Source organism: Providencia rettgeri, from assembly GCF_023205015.1.
GTDB lineage: Bacteria > Pseudomonadota > Gammaproteobacteria > Enterobacterales > Enterobacteriaceae > Providencia > Providencia rettgeri_E.
This window is the reverse complement of record NZ_CP096258.1, coordinates 2,131,118-2,153,000: the sequence shown is the minus strand read 5'-3', so window position 1 is coordinate 2,153,000 and position 21,883 is coordinate 2,131,118. Positions and strand designations below refer to the sequence as shown.

Genomic DNA, 21,883 nt, shown 5'->3' with positions numbered 1-21,883 from the left:
GTGTCAGCATCCCTATTTGCAGTAAACAGGTTTCGAAATGGAGTGAAATGGTTTCACTCTTTTATCAACACCATTACAGGTCAACGGAGTAATACATGTCTAGACGGCTTAGAAGAACTAAAATTGTTACAACTCTTGGTCCAGCAACCGATCGCGATAATAATCTTGAAAAAATTATCAATGCTGGTGCCAACGTTGTTCGCCTTAACTTCTCCCACGGAACTCCAGAAGACCATCAATTACGTGCTAATAAGGTACGTGAGATTGCCGCTCGTTTAGGTCGTCATGTTGCGATCCTCGGCGATTTACAAGGTCCTAAAATTCGAGTTTCCACGTTTAAAGATGGTAAAGTTTTCCTAAATATTGGTGATAAATTCATTCTTGATGCCAACTTAGGCAAAGGTGAAGGCTGCCAAGATAAAGTGGGTATCGACTATAAAGGTTTACCTGCTGATGTGGTTCCAGGCGATATTTTACTTCTTGATGATGGGCGAGTTCAATTAAAAGTCCTCGAAGTCAAAGGGTTACAAGTGTTTACCGAAGTTACTGTTGGCGGTCAATTATCTAACAATAAAGGTATTAATAAGCTCGGTGGTGGCCTTTCTGCTGAGGCATTAACAGATAAAGACAAAGAAGATATAAAAACCGCAGCAAAAATTAATGTTGACTATTTAGCCGTTTCATTTCCTCGTTCAGGTGAAGATTTAGATTATGCACGCCGTTTGGCTCGCGATGCCGGTTGTGAGTGTCAAATTGTTGCTAAAGTAGAACGAGCAGAAGCCGTAGCCAATGATCAAGTCATGGATGAAGTTATCCTTGCCTCTGATGTTGTTATGGTTGCTCGTGGTGACCTCGGTGTAGAAATTGGCGACCCAGAATTAGTCGCTGTCCAGAAAAAACTGATCCGCCGTTCTCGCCAATTAAATCGTGTTGTTATAACCGCAACACAAATGATGGAATCAATGATCACTAATCCAATGCCAACGCGAGCCGAAGTTATGGACGTTGCGAACGCGGTGTTGGATGGTACTGATGCCGTTATGCTTTCCGCTGAAACAGCTGCAGGCCAGTACCCCGCAGAAACTGTCGCTGCGATGGCGCAAGTTTGTTTTGGCGCAGAAAAAATGCCTGGTCTGAATATATCTAAACACCGTTTAGAAGCAGAGTTTAGCAGCCCAGAGGAAGCTATTGCTATGTCAACAATGTATGCAGCTAACCACCTTAAAGGGGTTAAAGCTATCATTGCAATGACTGAGTCTGGTCGTACTGCTCGTATGATGTCTCGGATCAGCTCTGGCTTACCGATTTTTGCAATGTCTCGTCATGAAAAAACGCTTAATCAATGTTCCCTCTACCGTGGTGTTACTCCCGTTTTCTGTAGTACCCACACAGATGGTATTGCGGCTGCCAACGAGGCCGTGACGCGTTTGCGTGATAACGGCTATTTAATGAGTGGTGACGTGGTGCTTGTCACCCAAGGTGACTTAATGGGCACGGTCGGTAGCACGAATACTTGTCGTATTCTAGAAGTCGAATAATTGTTTAGCCCTCGCCTATGGGTGGGGGCTTTATTTTATATTAATACTCTATCTAGTCTTGACCCTGTTTCCATTTGATATATGCTTCGCTAATTACGGGTGCAATTTTATCGTAATTTTCCCATGAGTTTTCTATATGGTAAGTTGTCGGTAAATTACCTTTAAGAACACGTTCATAATCTTCAAAGTAGCCTTTCTCTTCTGCTGCATAATAGAACTGAGTAAAAGCATTGCCCTCATCACTTAAATCTTCATCTATAAATTTTTCATCACACATTGTTATCAAAAATTCACGTCCATCGAGCTTTCGAGTTTTAACTAATTCCAGCTCTTCCGCTGATTCCTCAACATGAAATTCTCCGACTAAATTATTATGAATAATCCATGTCAAATAAAAGCCAATATGGGTGCCTCCATTCACAGTAGGTAGTTCTGCAGGATAATCACCACCGTAGTGCCAATCCATACGATCAAATGCCATAGTCTTCCCCAACTTAGTTATTGAAAAAGCTAATTATAACCTACCTCAGGTTATTGATGAGTTAAGATAAAGCGCAAAATAATGGTTAAAAAAAAGTTATGCAAAAAAGTTAAGCTCTTCATTACGCTGATGCGACATGTCGAGCGAGTTGAACTTAATGGTATTGTAAATTAAATTGCAACGTACCGTTTGCCTTTCCGGCCTTTGTTGCTGTGTGTGTTTGAATATAAGCGGCTTCTAAAGGAATGTTATATTGACCTGCATTATTATTTTCAACGATAGGCATTAACTGATTAAGCTTTATTGGTAGGCCGTTGTATTTTATTTGGATCCCATAACCCTTCGCTGTATTTTCATCAGTTAAATTATTCAGTGCGATTGTCCCTGGTGTTTGGCTTGTATCTTGAGTTCCAATAAACGTCATTTTTATGGGTGATATCGGGTCACAATCTAATTGAATTTGAATATTTTGCTTACTCTCTGGACTCGTTGAGCCAACACCCGTAAATGACGATTTGCTGACTTTACCGAAGAATATATCTATTGACTTATTTTTAACCTCGCAACCACTCGAAATAATATTAATTGGCCCCATATTGACTATTGGTTCACCTTTGCCATATAAATCTGTAGTAATAAAACCATTATGAAATAAAATTAGCATTGCAGCATTAGTTGTTGGTAAAGTTTGGCTTTTAACATAATTACTCAGTTTATAAAAATCCGCCCTTAGCTTTACCGCATACAACGCTGAAGATGCATTAGACCCACAGATTATCCTATTACTCATATTTCCATCTTTCGTGTTTACTCCATCTACATACGCAGAACCAGAACAAGGGCTTAATACTGTACCATGTAAAGCATAACCCACACCTGAGCTATCCACTTCTCTGACAGAACCTACACCAGAAATATGCTTTGAGCTTCCTAATCCTCTTAATAAATATATTCCAACTTCTGTATTACCTGTCACATTCCACCACACCCATGATGAATGGGTTCCTAAATCAACAGAACCAATGAATGTACCGACAGGTGATGTCCGTGAGACATAAAGTGTTTTATTCGAATAAACAGTTTGATTGGTAAATTCAGCTCTAAATTCTGCAATTCCGAATTGTGAATATAAATATAAAAGTAACGAAATGCCGATTTTTAATCCTAAATTCTTCATGACGACTCCTATTCACAAGTTCGTTTTATAATCTGAATTTTTTCATTTTTTAATGAAAGTAAAAGTGGAACTTTACACTGCTGATTATGGTTATTCCCCCATTTCACAATGATGACACTTTTCTCTGGGACGCCACTTAAATAAACTTCGCCACCATTTGCAACAATACCTCCTGTCACGTGCTTTTCATTTTCTATAACAGAAACTTGTGTACCAAATGCAATCGGTTTGCTTGCATGTTCCAGTTTTAATAGTACTCTAGCGCCACGTTTTGCTTGAAAATTGGCTAATACAATTGCGCCTTTGGTAGGCACAACTGTCGCTGTATTGATAGCAATATCATTGTGACCACTTAATGTTGCAGTATCGACACTAATTTTATTTCGTTCATAGCGAGTAACAGTAGGAATTACTGCAAAACCTGACGAATTCGTATAAAGTGACTGTGCATTATTTACTTTTAAATTATCAATATTTTCTGCCTTTATGAGTACTGCTGAATCATATATCGTACGTGAGGTCGTTATTCCACCAGAATGCAATAATAGCGCCCCTGTAGCACCAAGGTCGATAGAGTGATATTTAGGGTCATTGTTATAACCTGCGCTGTATTCCCCCGATGAAACGATATAGTTTGTACTGACCGAGTTGCTGTATTCATCACGATTATGGTTATAACGCTGTGTTAGGTCATATTGTAAATTGTTATCTTCTAACTGCGTACCATTAAAGCTTAATGAACTAATAGAGTCACCATTTTTACTGGTGTTATAGCTATAATTGGCCCAATTATTATTTCTTCCTAAATAAAAAGGAATATTTAAATTCAATGACATCATTTGATCATTTGTTTTTGAGTATTCTTGTTTAGTATAAGAATAAGCAATACTGTAATTCATCGAATTATAATTAGAGCTAAAACTCACAGTTAAATTTGTATCAGAACCATGTTTATCCCAATAATATTGCTGATAACCATTCACCGATAAATAACCTATTCCATTAAATGATTGAGAAACTGACGCCTGAAACTGTTGTTTTTTTCGCCCTATATGATAAAAATAATTATTCGAATCAGAAAAATCATAATAATTCCTCGTTGAATAACGGTATGCGGCTAAAGAAAAAGAAGTTCCTGTATCAGAAATATATTTCGAATATTGAACCCGATACGATTGCCCTTCTACCTTATTTTTATCAATCAATTTTGTCGATGCTTGTGTAATATCTGTCGATATTGCCCCCATATTACCCAAATTGACTCCGGTACCTATTGTGTATGCTTGATAGTCTTGAGAAACTAAAAAACCGCCATAAACAGATAAATTGCATGGTAACCCATAAGCTGCTGATACTTGTGTAAAATTAGGCTTACGCCGTGCACTATCAACATTATATTTACCAATATCCACACTATATTTTAACGCGCCTGCTCTTTGCATCAACGGTGCTGCTGAAAATGGCTGAATAAACGACCTGACTATCCCATTAGTTTCTTCTATAGTGACGTCAAGGTCACCACTGAATGACGTTGGATATAAATCATTAATCGAAAATTCGCCCGGCGGTACTGTTGTTTGATAAATTATATGACTATTTTGTCTGATCGTGACAATCGCATTTGATTGAGCAATACCCTTCACTGTTGGTGCAAAGCCCCTTTCACTTTGAGGTAGCATACTTTCATCAGATGCTAATCTCACCCCACGATAAGGGTTACTTTCCATCACACCGTTATCTGAAGATGTTTCCCCTATGGTTAATCGACTATTTAAACGTCTAATATCACGTTCTATATAAGTTTGTAAATGATTCCAATTTTTTTCATTTTTTATTTTTTTATATGTACTATAGTTACGTAAACGCCAAGCATTTATATTGATACCACTTCTTAATCCTAAAAATAAGTTATCTCTGTTGTCCCTATCTTGATACCAATACTGATTAAACCTTGCTGTGTAATTAACAAATACTGCATTAATTCCATCGTCCCATTCATTTACTTCAACGTAACCCCGACTTGTCTTTTTTAGTCCAATTTGTGGAATGCTTATTAGCAATTTTTTCATTTCAAATTTGTATTGATAGTTAGCACTAGGAATAACTTGTTCGATATTTCTTAAATATTCATTTTCTACACTTGATGAAAACCTTTCACTCGCAGAATTCTTCACGCCCCATTCTAACAGCATTTTTTTTGTTATCTTAGGACGTAATTTTTTAGTTTTATTATCAAATACAAATGTAATTGTTTTATTATCAACCAGTTTATCATTGATGTAAATATCAACAAAATAATCACCAGGTAATTGTCCTCCTGCAGAAGATAGATAGCCTAAACTATTTACATCAGCAATTTGATTTTCAATTCCAGTATTAATCGCATTAATATCAAACATATCCTCAGCAATTATATTGCTCGCATATAATATAATACTGACCGCAGTGAAAACTTCAGTATAGATAAGCCGACTCTTGATATGGAAAGCTGACATTTTAGATACTTTTAATTAGTTTTTTCTCTATGAGAGCCCCATAGTCATTAATAAACTCAACAACTATTGAATTACCCTTACTCATTTTTTTCTTAAGAATATAATCATTTTTAAATGGATATATTAATCTGGCGCCATCAACAATCTCACCATTAGCAATTATATTTTTTATTGACAAATGGTATGGGGTTCGGTTATCAATCATAATTCCATCTGGCTTCTCAACTAAAAAAACCTTCTCAAAATCAAAAGACGCTATATCTTTCGACCTTAAAAATAGTTTAAATTGTGAGTTTATAATTATCTGTAATTCATTTTCAATACTATCATCTTTCGGTGGTATTGATTTAATATTCAGTAAATAAATTTTCTCTATATTTGAGCCAATAGATTCACCTATGTATGAAATCCTAGCTGAACCATGTGTATTTGGTTCAATGCGAAATAATGGTGGAGTCGCAATAAATGGCGCTTTCCCCTCACCTTCAAAGAGAGAAACCCAGCTTTGAATTAAAAAAGGCTTCTCTTTATCGCTATTAAAAATCGGAATATCAATTTCACGTTTATTTTCTTCATAGACAAAACGTGTTCCACCGACACTAATGCCTGATGCTTTAGAGATATTAGAAATAGAAAGTAAACATATACAGATTGAAAAAAATATTTTTCTCATAAAAATAACCATAATATTGATGCTAGAAGGAGGGCAAACATTGTCACCCTCCACTAATTAATGGTATTGAATGCTATATACTGCACTGCTATTAACAGGACCCGCAGTGGCTACGCCTGTCGCTTTATAGCGAGCAACGTAATCTAAATCTACTGTTGAACCATTGAGTTCAACCTGTTTTGAATTTTCAAATAATTTTATTTGTGTTGTTGCATCTTTTTCAAATAAGGCTATACCGACATTATTTGCAACACCAGCAGCTTGGTTAATGGCAAGAATATCACGGTCTGAAGTATCACGTGTACCACTAAATTGTACAGTTACTTTGGAATTTGCTGGACAATCTACAAGTTTAATCGTGAAATCTTTTAAACCTGCCACTTCACCTTGCGTGGCTAAACTCTTTACAGATACCTTTCCAAGGTCAACATTTAAATTTTTGGAGTTGCTATCAACTGTACAAGCTATGTCAGTTATTTCCCCAGTAAAGTTAATTGTACCTGAAGCAAATACAATTGGCGCAGATGTAACAGCTAAAGCAATCCCTATTACTGTTAGGGATTTTTTTAGAATACTCATAATAGTTCCTATAATATAGTTCTTTAATAATTAATCATTGCTTTATGAATAAATAGCTTACTCACTCTGGTGAGCGAGGAAAATATATCATTTACTTTTAATTAAGTTAACACATGGATACATTGAATCTTTTTAAATTACATCTAAAATATTTATATTTATCTCCAGCATTCATTTACCTTTTTCATCATCAATTAGATAATATTTTAAAATTTCATTCGCCATCGAGTTTTTATTAACATACATATAAAAACTATAGAATGATTTTTTATTTGGTGTTTTTAGCTCTCTTAATGAGTTATTATTCAATTCTTTCTGGATTAAATTTTTAGGTAACCATAAATACCCGAGGGAGTTTTCAGTTAATTTAATAGCTAATGCCACATTAGAAACATGGATGGTTTGAATGCTTCTTGCCCTATCTATATCTGTAGTCCCCAACGAAATTAACGTCATTTTTTTCATTAATTCCAATACATTATCAACTACGCAATGTTGGAGTTCATGATTTGGATGGGTTACAAATATAGCTTCAACTTGTTCAAGAAATATGGGGTTTAACGATTCAATGTAATGATGAGTAATTAGTAAATCATAATTTTCAAGTGTAAATATATCTGACTTGGCTAGTGAAAGCTGATGAAAATCAAGATTATAGTCTTTTCTGTAGCGGCTTAGAACGCCAACTTTTTCGAGTATTTCATCACTTTGGTATAGGGAATCTATAACAATATTTATTTTATTATTTCGTTCATGGTTGAATGACTTAGCAACTTCTTCTAGTGAAATAGCTTTATCTATTACCTCTCTCGATAACGCTAATAGTTGTTCTCCTTGTTTAGTTAATACTGCACGGCGTTTTTCTAAAAAAAATATTTCAATTTCCAATGTTTGCTCTAATTTACTGATGGTATAACTAATTGATGATTGCGTCCTATGCAAAATTTCAGCAGCTTGAGCAAAACCACCATAATCAACTACCGCCTGTAAAGTTACCCATTGGTCTAACGTAGTTCGAGTTTTTTCCATTAAGCCTCCAAGTATTCATCTGGGAGTTACTTTTATTATGTAATCAAAATATCGAAACATATTTTATACGTCACCAATAAGTGATTATACATAATGATTGGTATTTGTTCATATTTTTAAGCGTGTTTACGTTATTTTTTTTTGATAGGTAAAGAATTATTTTTAATATGAGTGCTTTATTTTTATGATTACTGCTAAATAAATAAAAAATATACGCTACTTACTTTTATCACTACTTTACAAAAAGTTAGTGACATATCTAAAGAGGAATGAAATCACTATCAATTATTAATATATTACTCTAAATTTCTATTACGGATAATCGTACACCATTTTTAAAATCATTGACTTTCAAAGAGGTATTTCTATAAATGTACACATTTAGATAAAAAAACCATTACTAAAAAGTAATGGTTTAAAATTGATTCTGTATTTAAGTGCACTAACGATAGAGATCTTTTCGCTGATAAGGTTCTATTTCTCCCTCTTTTCGCGTTTTCAATAATTTTAATATCCATGTGTACTGTTCTAAGTTCGGAGCAACCAGATACTCCAGCTCCTCATTCATTCTTCGTGCTATATATTTATCATCCTTTCCATCGATATCATCCATCGGTTCACGGATATAAATATGCAGTTGATGCGTTTTATGGTCATAAACAGGAAATAGTGGCACAATTTTCGCTTTACATACCTTCATTAGCCGACCGATTGCAGGTAAAGTTGCTTTATATGTGCCAAAAAAATCAACAAATTCACTATGCTCTTCACCATGATCTTGGTCAGGCAAGTAAAACCCCCAATAGCCTTGCCTAACAGAAGCAATGAAAGGCTTAATCCCCGCCTCTCTTGAATGTAAGCGCCCCCCAAAATGGTATCTTGCTTTATTCCATAAATAATCTGCAACGGGGTTTTTTTGGTGATGAAACATGGCAGCCATTTGCTGGCCTTTGGCTGCTAATAACATCGCAGGGATATCAACGCCCCACCCATGTGGTACCATAAAAATAACATTACTTTGCTGTTGCTTTAAACGTTCTATAACTTCTTGATTATGCCAATGCGTTCTAGCTAGCGTTTTGTTCGCTCCACGAAGACATAGCTCTGCCAACATAACAAAGGACTGTGGTGCAGTTTCAAACATTCGATCAACTAATTCTTCTCGTTGATGTTCTGTCAATTCAGGAAAGCAGTAAAGTAAGTTAATTTTAGCGCGACGACGACCACTTTTTGCGAGTCGCCCCACCCATTTCCCTATTTTAGCCAATAAAGGGTCACGGACTTTAACTGGAATGAAAGCTAATCCTGCTAAAATACCAGCCCCTAACCACACTCCCCAATATCTAGGTAAAAGGTAAGAGCGGTGAAACGTTGGCACATAGCCTTTTTTACTATCAGTGTCTTGATCTTTATTCATGCTGTACTCAAGTGAATAATAGCCATATTTCTATAGCTTATAATAGTTTATGGGAGCATTACAAAGAAAACTGGCAGATACAAGTACCTGCCAGCGATATAAATGGAAACTTAAGTTACTGTAGTTTAAGTTGTGGTTTCGTTTCTTTTACTAGCGCTAAGTATTCCTTACGCTCTTTCCCTGTCAAACCACCAGAACGAGGTAATTTCGCAGTGAGTGGGTTTACCGCTTGTTGATTGACCCACATTTCAAAATGTAGATGAGGCCCAGTCGAACGCCCAGTATTGCCCGATAGTGCAATTCGATCACCGCGCTTAACCTTTTGACCTGGCTTAACCAATAACTGGCGTAAGTGCATGTAACGCGTGGTATATTGACGCCCATGGCGGATCGCAATAAAGTTACCTGCTGCACCACTGTATTTTGAAACAATGACCTCACCATCACCTACTGCAAGTACTGGCGTGCCGACTGGCATTGCGAAATCCACACCTTTATGTGGTGCTACACGCCCAGTGACTGGGTTAACTCGTCGAGGGTTGAATTGTGAAGAAACTCTAAATTGTTTAGCGGTTGGAAATCGTAAGAAACCACGCTCTAAGCCATTCCCTTCGCTATCATAATATCGCCCATCTTCAGCGCGAAAAGCGTAATAGCTTTTTCCATTTGTTTGTAAACGAACACCAATGAGTTGGCTCTGTTCACTACGGCCATTCAGCATTTCCCTACTCATTAACACACTGAATTTATCGCCTTTTTTCAATTTTTTAAAATCAACTTGCCATTGCAAGGCTTTAATTACCTCACGGCCTTCACTGCGTGTTAAGCCAGCTTTATTTGTACTTTGTGCAAATGAACCGTCAACCGTGCCCTTTAAAACACTGTTAGTCCACTCACCTTCGCGAATTTGTTTGGCTTCTTCAAATTTGTTAGTCGTTCCAACACGGGTAAATACACGGGTCTCACGGCGAGAAACTTCCCATGTCAATGATTCTAATTCACCTTGATCAGTTAACGACCAATTTAAAGATTGGCCTATTTTCAGGTTTCTCAGCGACTTATGTTGATTGGATAGCGTTGCAACATCACCCGCTTCAATACCGAATTGAGTTAAGATAGTCGTTAAATTGTCACCACTTGCAACAACATATTCATGAGCAAGAGGGGCTGCAGCCCCACCTGTCTCTGCGGCTTCAGCGTCAGTATCAGCGAGGCCTTCATCAGGCAGCTGCTCACTACTATCTTGAATTATATCGTCGGTTGCATCACTTGCAGGTAATAATGAAAGTGGAATGATGGTATCTGGTGTTCCATCATTTTCAGTCGTCGTTGGTATATGAACTGGCCGCCAAACTGCGACGGCCATAGTCGCTACAGTGAGCGCACTTAATACAATCTTATGTGTTCTAGACAGGCTACCATATACCTGAACCAGACTCTTGGCCATTTGCTGCACTTAAACAATTCCTTCTATTTTTAATCCAGGCAGCTGGCGTATTGCTCTGATAATTGAGTCAAAAACTTCATGTAGCTATCCGGCCCTATAGCCAGCCCAATCCCTAATGGGTCGAGAGTTCCCATTTTCACCCCCGTATTACGTGCTACACTTTCAATCACAGCAGGCCTGAATTGTGGCTCAGCAAAAACACATTGCGCTTTATGCTCAACCAATTGTGTTCGTATTTGATGTAATTTTTGCGCGCCTGGCTGTATTTCTGGGTTTATCGTAAAATGCCCTAAAGGAGCGAGTTGATAGTGTTTTTCAAAGTAGCCATAAGCATCGTGAAAAACGAAATAACCCTTGTTTCTAGCTGGCTGCAAAATCTTAGCAATTTTCTGATCATTTTGCGCCATATTTTCTTTGAATTTACGAAGGTTTACGTCTAGCTTATCTTTTTGGTCAGGATAAAGCTCTACTAAGCGTCCATAAATGTCTTGCGCAGCAAAATTTGCGATCTCTGGTGATAACCAAACGTGCATATTATACTCACCATGATGATGATGTTCGTGATCCCTGTCATGGTTAGCTTCATCTCCATGTTCATGGTCGTGTTCATCTTCATGTGACTCCGCCATAAGTAGTGGCTTAATGTTTTTCTGCTCAGCCAATGCTAGGCGTTTATTCTGTGGTAATGTATTGATTGGCTTTTGTAAAAACATTTCCATATCAGGCCCTACCCACACAAATAAATCAGCCTGTTTAATTTTTTTCAAATCAGAAGGTTTAAGTGCATAATCGTGAGGCGAAGCACCATCTGGTAATAAAACTTGCGTCTCAGTGACACCGTCAGCAATACCCGCGGCAATAAAGGCCAGTGGGCGAATTGACGTTACAACATCTGCATTAGCAGTTGATACCATAGTTGCACTTAATACTGAGCTCGCCACCGCCCCGAAAAGAAATTTGCAGGCAATGTTTTTCGATTTATGTATCATAGCAGTCTTTTTCCGTGATTTTAACTTTGAAATGTTATAATATAACACAACATGAATTCTGCAAGATGTTTTTCATATGCAACCATTACTGACTTTAAATAAAATTTCTGTTTCATTTGGCGAAAAACAGGTTCTTAACGATGTTACCTTTGAACTGAATAAAGGTGATATCGTCACCCTTTTAGGCCCAAATGGCGCTGGAAAATCAACAATTGTACGTGTTGTACTTGGGCTACTTGCCCCTACATCAGGTACCATTACGCGTCCTTCTTCTCTCGCTATTGGTTATGTTCCACAAAAACTTCACTTAGATACGACGCTCCCTTTGACGGTTAAACGCTTTATGTTATTAAAGCTTGGTGTCCGTAAAGAGCATTTGTTGCCTGCCCTCGAGAGGGTCAAGGCGACGCATTTACTCGAACAACCGATGCAAAAATTATCAGGCGGTGAGACTCAGCGCGTTTTACTCGCTCGTGCCCTACTCAATAAACCTGACCTGCTAGTACTTGACGAACCTGCTCAAGGGGTTGATATCACCGGTCAAGTTGCTCTCTACGACTTAATCAATCAGTTAAGAACAGAACTAAATTGTGCAGTATTAATGGTTTCCCATGACTTACATCTCGTAATGGCAAAAACAGATAAAGTACTTTGCATTAATGGCCATATATGCTGTTCTGGCGCACCAGACGTTGTTTCAAACCACCCTGAGTTTGTGGCAATGTTTGGTTATCGCGGTGCTCAACAACTCGGTGTATACCGCCATCAACATAATCATCAACACGATTTAGAAGGCAATATTATTGTTGGTCACCAACACAGCAAGGACTGCAAACATGATTGAGTTACTATTACCCGGCTGGATAGCAGGTATGCTACTTGCCATTGCGGCAGGTCCTCTAGGCTCTTTTGTTGTGTGGCGCCGTATGTCCTACTTTGGCGATACACTCGCCCATGCTTCATTGCTAGGTGTCGCATTTGGGCTTCTATTAAATATCAACCCATTCTATGCCATTATTGCTGTCACATTGTTATTGGCCTTAATTTTAGTTTGGCTAGAAAAACGGCCACAACTTGCCGTTGATACGCTACTGGGTATTATGGCGCACAGTTCACTTTCTCTAGGCTTAGTTGTTGTGAGCTTAATGGCTAATGTCCGAGTTGACCTAATGGCTTATTTGTTTGGTGACTTACTTTCAGTCAGCTATGAGGATATTATAACGATTTTTATTGGCGTTATTGTCGTTTGCGGGTTGCTTTTTTATCGTTGGCGGGCACTTTTGTCGATAACGGTTAGCCCTGAACTGGCTTTTGTTGATGGGATTAATATTCAAAGGCTACGCTTATTACTGATGTTAGTTACCGCACTAACAATTGGTATTGCAATGAAATTTGTCGGGGCGTTAATTATTACGTCTTTATTGATTATTCCAGCGGCAACAGCGCGACGTTTTGCTCGCACACCTGAACAAATGGCTTTTATCGCTGTTTTAATTGGTATGATCGCAGTGACTGGCGGGTTAGCATTCTCGGCTTTTTACGATACTCCTGCAGGGCCGTCTGTGGTGTTGGTATCCGCTATTCTGTTCGTATTTAGCTTAGTAATAAAAGTGAAAAATTAATTTAAGCCATGAGCTACATAATTTCAGTTGTTACATACAATTTTTGATGCAAATGGCCCCAACATTGCTTTCAATGTTGGGGCCATTTTTATTTAATATAATTAAATTTCTTTAGGGGTTAAACCAAAGTGGTTATATGCATGAACCGTCGCCATTCGGCCTCTAGGGGTACGCTGAATAAAACCTTGCTGGATAAGATAAGGTTCTAAAACATCTTCTATGGTTTCACGCTCTTCCCCGATGGCAGCTGCAAGGTTATCAACACCAACAGGACCGCCCATAAATTTATCAATAATTGCCACTAATAGTTTACGGTCTAAATAATCAAAGCCTGCCGCATCAACATTTAACATGTCTAATGCTTGATTAGCAATTAGCTCATCAATTGAGCCATCACCTTTTACTTGAGCGAAATCCCGTACACGACGTAACAAGCGGTTGGTAATACGTGGTGTCCCCCTCGATCGCATAGCAACTTGTAACGCACCTTCTTCGGTGATATCTAGCCCCATATATTGGGCGCTACGTTTGACAATATGTTGTAAATCATCGACCTGATAAAATTCTAGGCGTTGCACAATACCAAAGCGGTCACGTAATGGCGATGTGAGTGACCCTGCCCGGGTCGTTGCACCAATTAATGTGAAAGGGGGAAGATCAATTTTAATAGAGCGCGCAGCAGGCCCTTCACCTATCATGATATCTAGTTGGTAATCTTCCATTGCGGGATAAAGTATTTCCTCAACAACTGGAGATAATCGATGGATTTCATCAATAAATAAGACATCATGGGGTTCTAGATTAGTTAACATAGCCGCTAAATCGCCAGCTTTTTCTAATACAGGCCCTGAAGTTGTGCGTAGATTAACACCGAGTTCATTCGCAACGATCCCTGCCAACGTTGTTTTACCTAGCCCAGGTGGGCCAAAGATTAGCAAATGATCAAGTGCATCGCCTCGCATCTTAGCTGCCTGAATAAAGATTTCCATTTGGCCTTTAACTTGAGGCTGACCAATGTATTCATTCAATAGCTTTGGCCTGATCGCACGGTCAATAGCTTCTTCATCTGACTGTAATACTTCAGCCGTTATTAGGCGATCAGCTTCAATCATATTCAACGTCTCTCAATCAAAGTGCGGCACGAAGGGCATCACGGATCAATGTTTCAGAGTCACTATCCGGTTTTGCGACTTTACTCACCATACGGCTTGCTTCTTGTGGTTTATAGCCTAAAGCAATCAATGCAGCAGCGGCTTCCGCCTCAATATCTGCCATGCTTGGCACTTTGCTGTTAACACTTGGCAGGTTAATGTCGCTATTTTGATTAAATAAATCGCCATTTAAGCCTTTGAAGCGGTCTTTCATTTCGACCACTAAACGTTCTGCCGTTTTCTTACCAATTCCAGGTAATTTGACCAGTGATGCAATAGCTTCTTGCTCAATCGCAGAAACAAATTGTTGAGCAGACATTCCAGATAATATTGCTAGCGCTAATTTTGGGCCAACCCCATTAACTTTGATCAGCTCTTTAAATAGCGCCCTTTCTTGCTTATCGTTAAAGCCATATAATAATTGGGCATCTTCACGTACAACAAAATGTGTAAAAACAATCGCTTCTTGACCAATTTCGGGTAATTCATAGAAACAAGTCATCGGCATATGGACTTCATAACCGACACCTTGTAGCTCTAATAATACGATTGGAGGTTGCTTTTCTAAAACAATACCACGTAAACGACCTATCACATTGAAGCCCTCTATTGCTCTCTAAACCCTGAACAGGTTGGTTTATTATCATTAATACCGTTGTTTATACCACAAAAAATGCTGGATGCATATCCAGTTGCACGCTATTTATTAATAAGCGATTCTGTTTAAGATAAACTCGCTATCTTAAACGACCACGCGTTAAAACTAACCGTGGATCGCCAACTTTTAAAAGGTTTTGATTGAAGTGGCAATGTGTAATCGCAATTGCCAGAGCATCTGCCGCATCAGATTGTGGACTCGCTGACAACTTCAGAATCGATTTAACCATATGTTGTACTTGGCTTTTATCTGCGGCTCCTGTGCCTACCACCGTTTGTTTGACCTGACGAGCTGCATATTCAAATACGGGGATATTCATGTTTGCAGCCGCAACAATTGCAACTCCTCGAGCTTGACCGAGTTTTAATGCAGAATCCGCATTCTTCGCCATGAAAACTTGTTCAATAGATAACACATCAGGTTGATATTGGGTGATAATTTCCGAGACACCCGCATAAATTCGTTGCAGACGACTTGGTAAATCATCAACTTGGGTACGAATACATCCACTACCTAAATACAGTAGTTGCCGGCCTTGTTGGCGAATAACACCGTATCCCGTAACGCGAGAGCCAGGGTCAATACCTAAAATAATCGCCATATAAATTTACTTATGCCTCTTTATATTAACCATGTTGTTCTAATAAGCTTCATAATACTATCAATTTCAATTAAATAGCTATTTGAATATCAAATCAAACATTCAGAATAGTGATAATAAAGGCGAGTTATGGCACTGATACTTAGCCAAGTATAGCGAATAAAAGGAAGGAAAGCATCGAAGGCGTTAGAGAAAACAGGCTGCGCCAGCCCGCTTTCTCTACGCGGATTATACTAAATGACTATGCCGCCATTTAGTGCCTCACGACTTACAGTGTGGCAGCGACTTCGTCAGAAATGTCACCATTGTGGTAAACTTCCTGTACGTCATCTGAATCTTCTAACATATCAATAAGGCGTAATAATTTAGGTGCCGTTTCTGCATCTAACTCCGCTTTAGTCGATGGGATCATCGATACTTCTGCAGCGTCACTGGTGAAACCCGCAGCATCTAATGCATCTTTCACTTCACCAAACGTTTCTGGCGTTGTGTAAACATCGATTGCACCATCATCATAAGTTTCAACATCATCAGCGCCTGCTTCTAATGCCGCTTCCATTATGGCATCTTCATCAACGCCTGGTGCATAAGTGATCACGCCACGTTTAGTGAATAAGTAAGAAACGGAACCGTCTGTACCTAAATTACCACCCGTTTTAGTGAATGCGTGGCGCACTTCAGAAACAGTACGGTTACGGTTATCACTTAAGCATTCAACCATAACAGCCGTTCCGCCTGGGCCATAACCTTCATAAATGATGGTTTCCATATTATCATTTTCATCATTACCAACACCACGTGCGATAGCACGGTTTAAGGTGTCACGGGTCATGTTGTTAGATAATGCTTTATCTATAGCCGCACGTAAACGCGGGTTAGTTGCGGGATCACCACCGCCTAAACGAGCTGCAGTCACTAATTCACGGATAATTTTAGTGAAAATTTTACCGCGTTTAGCATCTTGTGCCGCTTTACGGTGTTTGGTGTTGGCCCATTTACTATGACCTGCCATGAAATATCTCCAAAAAACGTCAATAAATAATTAAACAGCAAATTCTAAAATAGCCTGACTGTTGCTCCAGGATTTCGTTAAGCTCGCTGCTTCATCGGGGGCTAGCCAACGAAATTCACTGTGTTCCGTCAGTAATGGCATTTTTTCTTCACTTTGCACCATTTTAAACCAATGTTCTTTGCAATGCGTAACATCAGGTGCATAACGATGCCTGAAATGCGGGAAAATTTCAAAGATGATACTGTGCGACAAATCTTGTAGCTGGTTTTGTTCAACCTCAAAACCGGTTTCTTCTTTAATTTCACGACACGCCGTTTCATACGGCTTTTCATCAGGCTCCAAACTGCCAGTCACTGATTGCCAGAAGTTTGGGTCGTCTTTACGTCGTAACATAAGCACCCGTCCACTACTTTGAGCCACAATAATGACTAATACAGATTCCGGGCGCTTATATTTTTTCATTGAACTTACTCTTCGTCTTTCGCAACCACCGCGATAGCGAGTTCCGTTAGTGCATCTGGATTCGCATGGCTCGGTGCATTCGTCATTAAGCAAGCTGCCGCTGTTGTTTTCGGGAAGGCAATAACATCACGAATGTTATCCGTTCCTGTTAACAACATGACTAAACGGTCAAGACCAAATGCTAAACCTGCGTGTGGTGGGGTGCCATATTTCAACGCATCTAATAAGAAGCCAAATTTCTCACGTTGATCTTCTTCATTAATACCTAAAATACTAAATACGGTTTGTTGCATTTCGTTGCGGTGAATACGGACTGAACCACCACCAACTTCGTAACCATTGATGACCATATCATACGCATTAGCAACGGCTTCTTCAGGCTTGCTTGCTAACTCTTCTGGTGTGAAGTCTTTAGGTGATGTAAATGGATGGTGCATCGCCGTTAAGCCGCCTTCGCCATCTTCTTCGAACATAGGGAAATCAATCACCCATAGTGGCTGCCAGCTATTCAAATTAGTGATTTCAAAGTCACGGCCAACTTTCAAGCGCAATGCGCCCATAGAGTCGGTCACCACATTTTTCGCACCCGCACCAAATAACAAGATATCGCCATCAACTGCGCCAGTACGGTCTAGTAACTGGTTAATCACGTTTTCATTCAAGAATTTTGCGACCGGGCTTTGAATACCTTCAAGGCCTTTAGCGCGATCATTGACTTTCATCCAAGCTAAGCCTTTTGCGCCATAAATACCAACAAATTGACCATATTCGTCGATTTGCTTACGGGTCATTGCTGCGCCGCCGGGCACTTTCAGCGCTGCGACACGGCCTTTCGGATCGTTCGCTGGACCTGAGAACACCGCGAACTCAACATCTTTAACGATATCAGCAACATCCACCAGCTCCATCGGGTTACGCAAGTCTGGTTTATCTGAACCATAACGACGCATAGCTTCCGCAAAGGTCATGATGGGGAAATTGCCTAAATCAACGCCTTTAACCTCTAACCATAAGTTACGGATCATGCGTTCCATGATTTCACGCACTTGTTCTGCGGTCATGAATGAAGTTTCAACGTCGATTTGAGTAAATTCAGGTTGGCGGTCTGCACGTAAATCTTCATCGCGGAAGCATTTTACGATTTGATAATAACGGTCAAAGCCTGACATCATCAACAATTGTTTAAACAGTTGTGGTGATTGCGGTAATGCGTAGAATTTACCTTTATGAACACGACTTGGCACTAAATAGTCACGAGCACCTTCTGGTGTTGCTTTGGTTAGCATTGGCGTTTCAACGTCCAAAAACCCTTCGTTATCCATAAAGTTACGAACAAAGCTGGTGATTTTGGCACGTGTGCGCAGACGCTCAGACATCTCTGGGCGGCGCAAATCTAAATAGCGATATTTTAAACGACGCTCTTCTGTATTCGTTTGGTTGCTATCTAATGGAAGCGGCTCTGATTTATTGAAAACATTCAGCTCTTCAGCAAAAACTTCAATTTCGCCCGTTGCCATATCTTTATTTTTTTGGCTATCTGGACGTGCGCGTACAGTCCCTGTGATTTGGATACAGAACTCATTGCGCAGTTCTGACGCTTTTTCAAATATGTCTTTACGATCGGGGTCGAAGAAAACTTGCACGATCCCTTCACGGTCACGCATATCGATAAAAATCAAACCACCTAAGTCGCGACGGCGGTTTACCCATCCACTAAGAGTGACTTTTTGGCCTTCGTGAGCGATGTTTAACTGCCCACAATAATTAGTACGCATACAATATCCTTTTACTCAGCTGTTGTGCTTTTGCTTGCTGCGGGATTTTGGCATTTTGCTGAACCCTATTTATCTGCGAAACACGGGCTGAAAATTCAGAATGTCAAAAAGGCAGACATTATACAGGAAATTCTGTTAGACAAATAGTTACGTATTCTACATAACGCGTAAACCATTTTGTTTTTAATCATATTTTCATCAATTATTGTTTTTCTAATCAACAACAATAAAATTGAATAACGAGATAGACGTCTATCACGATGACCCTATCAATTTTAAGGGACTATCTGCACCATGTACATATTGCAGCAAAGGTTTATTTTATTAGTTCGATACCTTTTTGAGTGAAATATCACCACTTAATGTATTCCAATTCAATTATTGGTTAATAAATATCGCTTTAATCATGAATATTTCTATTTCGGAATCGTTACCTTTTTCAGTTTGCTATAATCGCAATCTATAGATACACGCTGAATTCATCATCATCTGCTATTTAAGGATTGCCAATGAAAAAATTATTACTCGCTACTTCCATGTTCGTATTACTTGCAGGATGCCAAAATATGAACCCCGCAGAGACTGATAATACAAAAACGTTTTATGTTGATTCTTCACTTGCTGATTGCATGGGTGTCGCCCCAATGAAGTGTATGAAAGTGAAAGAAAATCCAAATGATGATTGGCAACTTTTTTATAGCTCAATTCAAGGTTTCGAATACCAACCTGGCTACACTTACACCTTGCAAGTGAAGCAATTCGATGTACCAAACCCACCCGCTGATGCACCTAGTATTCGTTACGAGCTGGTAAAAATCGTTGATAAAAAATAAATTTCAAACAATATAGTTTAAGTCATTAAGTAATTTTATCAATTTACTTAATGACTCTCTTATAACCATAATTCTTTAAGCATCGATAAGTAACAGAGTGTCCCTATTATGAGTGTTAAAATCATCGATAAGCTTGGGTTAATCACCTTATCCGAACACAAAATTGCAATGGTGCGTTCCCATAACAAAAGTTTATTTTATATACCCGGTGGAAAACGTGAGCAAGGTGAAAGTGATGAGCAAGCGCTCTGCCGTGAGATTTCTGAAGAGTTAAAACTAGACTTAATTGTCGGCTCTATCCGGTTTTATGGCGAATTTATTGGCCCAGCGGACGGTAAGTCAGATGGAACACTCGTCCGTATTCGTTGTTACTTTGCCGACTATACTGGGGAGCCACAACCCGCTGCTGAGATTGCAGAATTAGACTGGTTTAGCATTCACGATTTACCTCGTTGCTCAAGCACAGCGGTGACTATTTTAACTCGCTTAAAAAAAGAAGGTTTGATTAAATAGTGTGTAAGACTGACTCAAAAAAGTTGTGATTTCATTTGTCTAACAGCTTTTTAGGATTTACAATTCACAAAATATTGTCAATACCCATTACTATAACTTATATTTTTAGGTGTTTTCATAGTTTGATTCGTTTTATGGTGGAGTAAAAAATGGTCAGCTCTTTGTATGCTGTACTGGGTGCCTTACTGCTGCTTAGATTATCCTTAAATGTTGTGAAGCTGCGTAACCAATACCGTATAGGCTATGGCGATGGCGGTTTTTATGAATTACAAACCGCCATCCGCGTTCATGGTAATGCCATCGAATACATTCCCATTGCTTTAATTTTATTGCTCTTAATGGAAATGAATGGCGCCCAAGTATGGATGATTCATATTTGTGGTTTGATCTTAATTGCAGGCCGACTACTGCACTCTTACGGCTTGAAAAATCACGACCACTCATATCGTCGCTCCGGCATGGTAGCCACTTACCTCGCGATGACACTGATGGTTATCGCCAATACCTATTACCTACCTTGGCTGCAGATCGTTTCATTTAATCTTTAGTTTTTATTCTCTGTAACGGCACGAGTTATTAATGTGCCGCTTATTATTTCATTGCTTATGGATTGATTTTCAGTAGACTGCCTTTCTGATACAATCCTCCACTACTTTTGTTTTTGCTTAATACAGAACTTATGTCAAATTCGGATCCAACCTCAAAAGACCGCCTTTTCTCTGCGCCTATCGCTAACCTTGGTGACTGGCAATTCGATGAAAAAGTTGCTGAAGTATTCCCTGATATGATCCAACGCTCCGTGCCAGGGTACTCTAATATTATTACGATGATTGGCATGCTAGCGGGTCGTTTTGTCAAACCCAACAGCCATGTTTACGATTTAGGCTGTTCTTTAGGTGCCGCAACCTTATCGATAAGGCGTAATATTACAGTAGAAAAAAGCAAAATTATTGCTGTTGATAACTCCCCTGCAATGGTTGAACGTTGCCGCCGCCATATTGATGCGTATCGTGCCGACACACCAGTTGATGTTATCGAAGGCGATATTCGCGATGTAAATATTGAAAACGCTTCCATGGTTGTGCTCAATTTCACCTTGCAGTTTCTCAACCCAGAAGATCGCCAATTATTACTCAGTAAGATTTATCAAGGGCTACAACCCGGCGGTATTTTAGTGCTTTCGGAGAAATTCAACTTCGAAGACAAGGAAATCGGTGAGTTATTGTTCAATATGCATCACGACTTCAAACGGGCGAATGGCTATAGTGAATTAGAAATTAGCCAAAAACGCAGTATGTTAGAAAATGTGATGCTCACAGATTCTGTTGAAGCCCATAAAGCGCGTTTAAAAAGTGTCGGTTTTACTCACTGTGAAGTTTGGTTCCAGTGCTTTAATTTTGGTTCACTGTTAGCGGTTAAAGAGGCCTAGAC

22 protein-coding genes are annotated in these 21,883 nt (G+C 39.1%); 7 read left to right on the top strand and 15 right to left on the bottom strand.

Annotated elements, in window-relative coordinates:
• Positions 1 to 95: 95 nt before the first annotated feature.
• Positions 96 to 1,538 (top strand): pyruvate kinase, encoded by a 1,443-nt coding sequence (pyk, locus tag M0M83_RS09910; protein ID WP_213912782.1) that lies wholly within the window; start codon positions 96 to 98, stop codon positions 1,536 to 1,538.
• Positions 1,539 to 1,590: 52 nt separating this feature from the next.
• Here pyk and M0M83_RS09905 read toward each other — a convergent pair whose 3' ends face one another.
• The 9 genes from M0M83_RS09905 to znuA form a co-directional block, all read right to left on the bottom strand.
• The gene (locus M0M83_RS09905; RefSeq protein ID WP_125894853.1) at positions 1,591 to 2,019 is read right to left on the bottom strand and encodes a hypothetical protein; all 429 of its coding nucleotides are present in this window, start codon (positions 2,017 to 2,019) and stop codon (positions 1,591 to 1,593) included.
• Between the two features lie 154 nt (positions 2,020 to 2,173).
• The gene (locus M0M83_RS09900; RefSeq protein ID WP_248468375.1) at positions 2,174 to 3,196 is read right to left on the bottom strand and encodes a fimbrial protein; all 1,023 of its coding nucleotides are present in this window, start codon (positions 3,194 to 3,196) and stop codon (positions 2,174 to 2,176) included.
• A gap of 8 nt (positions 3,197 to 3,204) precedes the next feature.
• Positions 3,205 to 5,691 carry a fimbria/pilus outer membrane usher protein gene (locus M0M83_RS09895; protein WP_248468374.1) on the bottom strand — a complete coding sequence of 829 codons (2,487 nt, stop codon included), beginning with the start codon at positions 5,689 to 5,691 and terminating at the stop codon, positions 3,205 to 3,207.
• A 1-nt stretch (position 5,692) separates the two neighbouring features.
• Positions 5,693 to 6,364, bottom strand: a complete 672-nt coding sequence (locus M0M83_RS09890; RefSeq protein WP_213912785.1) for a fimbrial biogenesis chaperone — start codon at positions 6,362 to 6,364, stop codon at positions 5,693 to 5,695.
• A 57-nt stretch (positions 6,365 to 6,421) separates the two neighbouring features.
• On the bottom strand, positions 6,422 to 6,943 hold the full coding sequence (locus tag M0M83_RS09885) for a fimbrial protein (protein WP_125891088.1): 522 nt from the start codon (positions 6,941 to 6,943) through the stop codon (positions 6,422 to 6,424).
• 171 nt (positions 6,944 to 7,114) lie between these two features.
• Positions 7,115 to 7,972 (bottom strand): LysR family transcriptional regulator, encoded by an 858-nt coding sequence (locus M0M83_RS09880; RefSeq protein WP_213912786.1) that lies wholly within the window; start codon positions 7,970 to 7,972, stop codon positions 7,115 to 7,117.
• 442 nt (positions 7,973 to 8,414) lie between these two features.
• Positions 8,415 to 9,389 carry a lauroyl-Kdo(2)-lipid IV(A) myristoyltransferase gene (gene lpxM / locus M0M83_RS09875; protein ID WP_125891086.1) on the bottom strand — a complete coding sequence of 325 codons (975 nt, stop codon included), beginning with the start codon at positions 9,387 to 9,389 and terminating at the stop codon, positions 8,415 to 8,417.
• Positions 9,390 to 9,504: 115 nt separating this feature from the next.
• Entirely contained in the window at positions 9,505 to 10,845 is a 1,341-nt protein-coding gene (mepM, locus tag M0M83_RS09870; RefSeq protein ID WP_125891085.1) for a murein DD-endopeptidase MepM, read from the bottom strand.
• A gap of 20 nt (positions 10,846 to 10,865) precedes the next feature.
• Positions 10,866 to 11,825: a zinc ABC transporter substrate-binding protein ZnuA gene (gene znuA / locus M0M83_RS09865; protein ID WP_125891084.1), complete on the bottom strand. Its 960-nt coding sequence runs from the start codon at positions 11,823 to 11,825 to the stop codon at positions 10,866 to 10,868.
• 76 nt (positions 11,826 to 11,901) lie between these two features.
• Between znuA and znuC the strand changes: the two genes are divergently transcribed.
• Both znuC and znuB read left to right on the top strand, forming a co-directional pair.
• Positions 11,902 to 12,669, top strand: a complete 768-nt coding sequence (gene znuC / locus M0M83_RS09860; RefSeq protein ID WP_004910688.1) for a zinc ABC transporter ATP-binding protein ZnuC — start codon at positions 11,902 to 11,904, stop codon at positions 12,667 to 12,669.
• Positions 12,662 to 13,447, top strand: coding sequence for a zinc ABC transporter permease subunit ZnuB (gene znuB, locus M0M83_RS09855; protein WP_213912787.1), 786 nt, complete (start codon positions 12,662 to 12,664; stop codon positions 13,445 to 13,447). Before znuC ends, znuB begins: the two co-directional genes overlap by 8 nt.
• A gap of 101 nt (positions 13,448 to 13,548) precedes the next feature.
• Here znuB and ruvB read toward each other — a convergent pair whose 3' ends face one another.
• The 6 genes from ruvB to aspS form a co-directional block, all read right to left on the bottom strand.
• Positions 13,549 to 14,559 carry a Holliday junction branch migration DNA helicase RuvB gene (gene ruvB / locus M0M83_RS09850; protein ID WP_125891082.1) on the bottom strand — a complete coding sequence of 337 codons (1,011 nt, stop codon included), beginning with the start codon at positions 14,557 to 14,559 and terminating at the stop codon, positions 13,549 to 13,551.
• Between the two features lie 16 nt (positions 14,560 to 14,575).
• Complete coding sequence (gene ruvA, locus M0M83_RS09845; protein ID WP_102140268.1) at positions 14,576 to 15,193, bottom strand: Holliday junction branch migration protein RuvA; 618 nt, start codon at positions 15,191 to 15,193, stop codon at positions 14,576 to 14,578.
• Between the two features lie 142 nt (positions 15,194 to 15,335).
• Complete coding sequence (ruvC, locus tag M0M83_RS09840) at positions 15,336 to 15,857, bottom strand: crossover junction endodeoxyribonuclease RuvC (RefSeq protein WP_125891081.1); 522 nt, start codon at positions 15,855 to 15,857, stop codon at positions 15,336 to 15,338.
• Positions 15,858 to 16,125: 268 nt separating this feature from the next.
• Positions 16,126 to 16,869 carry a YebC/PmpR family DNA-binding transcriptional regulator gene (locus M0M83_RS09835; RefSeq protein WP_213912788.1) on the bottom strand — a complete coding sequence of 248 codons (744 nt, stop codon included), beginning with the start codon at positions 16,867 to 16,869 and terminating at the stop codon, positions 16,126 to 16,128.
• Positions 16,870 to 16,899: 30 nt separating this feature from the next.
• The gene (gene nudB / locus M0M83_RS09830; protein ID WP_125891079.1) at positions 16,900 to 17,331 is read right to left on the bottom strand and encodes a dihydroneopterin triphosphate diphosphatase; all 432 of its coding nucleotides are present in this window, start codon (positions 17,329 to 17,331) and stop codon (positions 16,900 to 16,902) included.
• A gap of 5 nt (positions 17,332 to 17,336) precedes the next feature.
• The gene (gene aspS / locus M0M83_RS09825) at positions 17,337 to 19,106 is read right to left on the bottom strand and encodes an aspartate--tRNA ligase (protein ID WP_248468373.1); all 1,770 of its coding nucleotides are present in this window, start codon (positions 19,104 to 19,106) and stop codon (positions 17,337 to 17,339) included.
• A gap of 509 nt (positions 19,107 to 19,615) precedes the next feature.
• On the opposite strand from aspS, the gene M0M83_RS09820 reads away from it, so the two are divergent.
• The 4 genes from M0M83_RS09820 (at position 19,616) to cmoA (ending at position 21,881) form a co-directional block, all read left to right on the top strand.
• Positions 19,616 to 19,939 carry a DUF4377 domain-containing protein gene (locus tag M0M83_RS09820; protein WP_125891077.1) on the top strand — a complete coding sequence of 108 codons (324 nt, stop codon included), beginning with the start codon at positions 19,616 to 19,618 and terminating at the stop codon, positions 19,937 to 19,939.
• A 108-nt stretch (positions 19,940 to 20,047) separates the two neighbouring features.
• Complete coding sequence (locus tag M0M83_RS09815; protein WP_125891076.1) at positions 20,048 to 20,452, top strand: NUDIX hydrolase; 405 nt, start codon at positions 20,048 to 20,050, stop codon at positions 20,450 to 20,452.
• A gap of 149 nt (positions 20,453 to 20,601) precedes the next feature.
• The gene (locus tag M0M83_RS09810) at positions 20,602 to 21,000 is read left to right on the top strand and encodes an MAPEG family protein (RefSeq protein ID WP_125891075.1); all 399 of its coding nucleotides are present in this window, start codon (positions 20,602 to 20,604) and stop codon (positions 20,998 to 21,000) included.
• 131 nt (positions 21,001 to 21,131) lie between these two features.
• On the top strand, positions 21,132 to 21,881 hold the full coding sequence (gene cmoA, locus M0M83_RS09805) for a carboxy-S-adenosyl-L-methionine synthase CmoA (protein ID WP_125891074.1): 750 nt from the start codon (positions 21,132 to 21,134) through the stop codon (positions 21,879 to 21,881).
• Positions 21,882 to 21,883 lie beyond the last annotated feature (2 nt).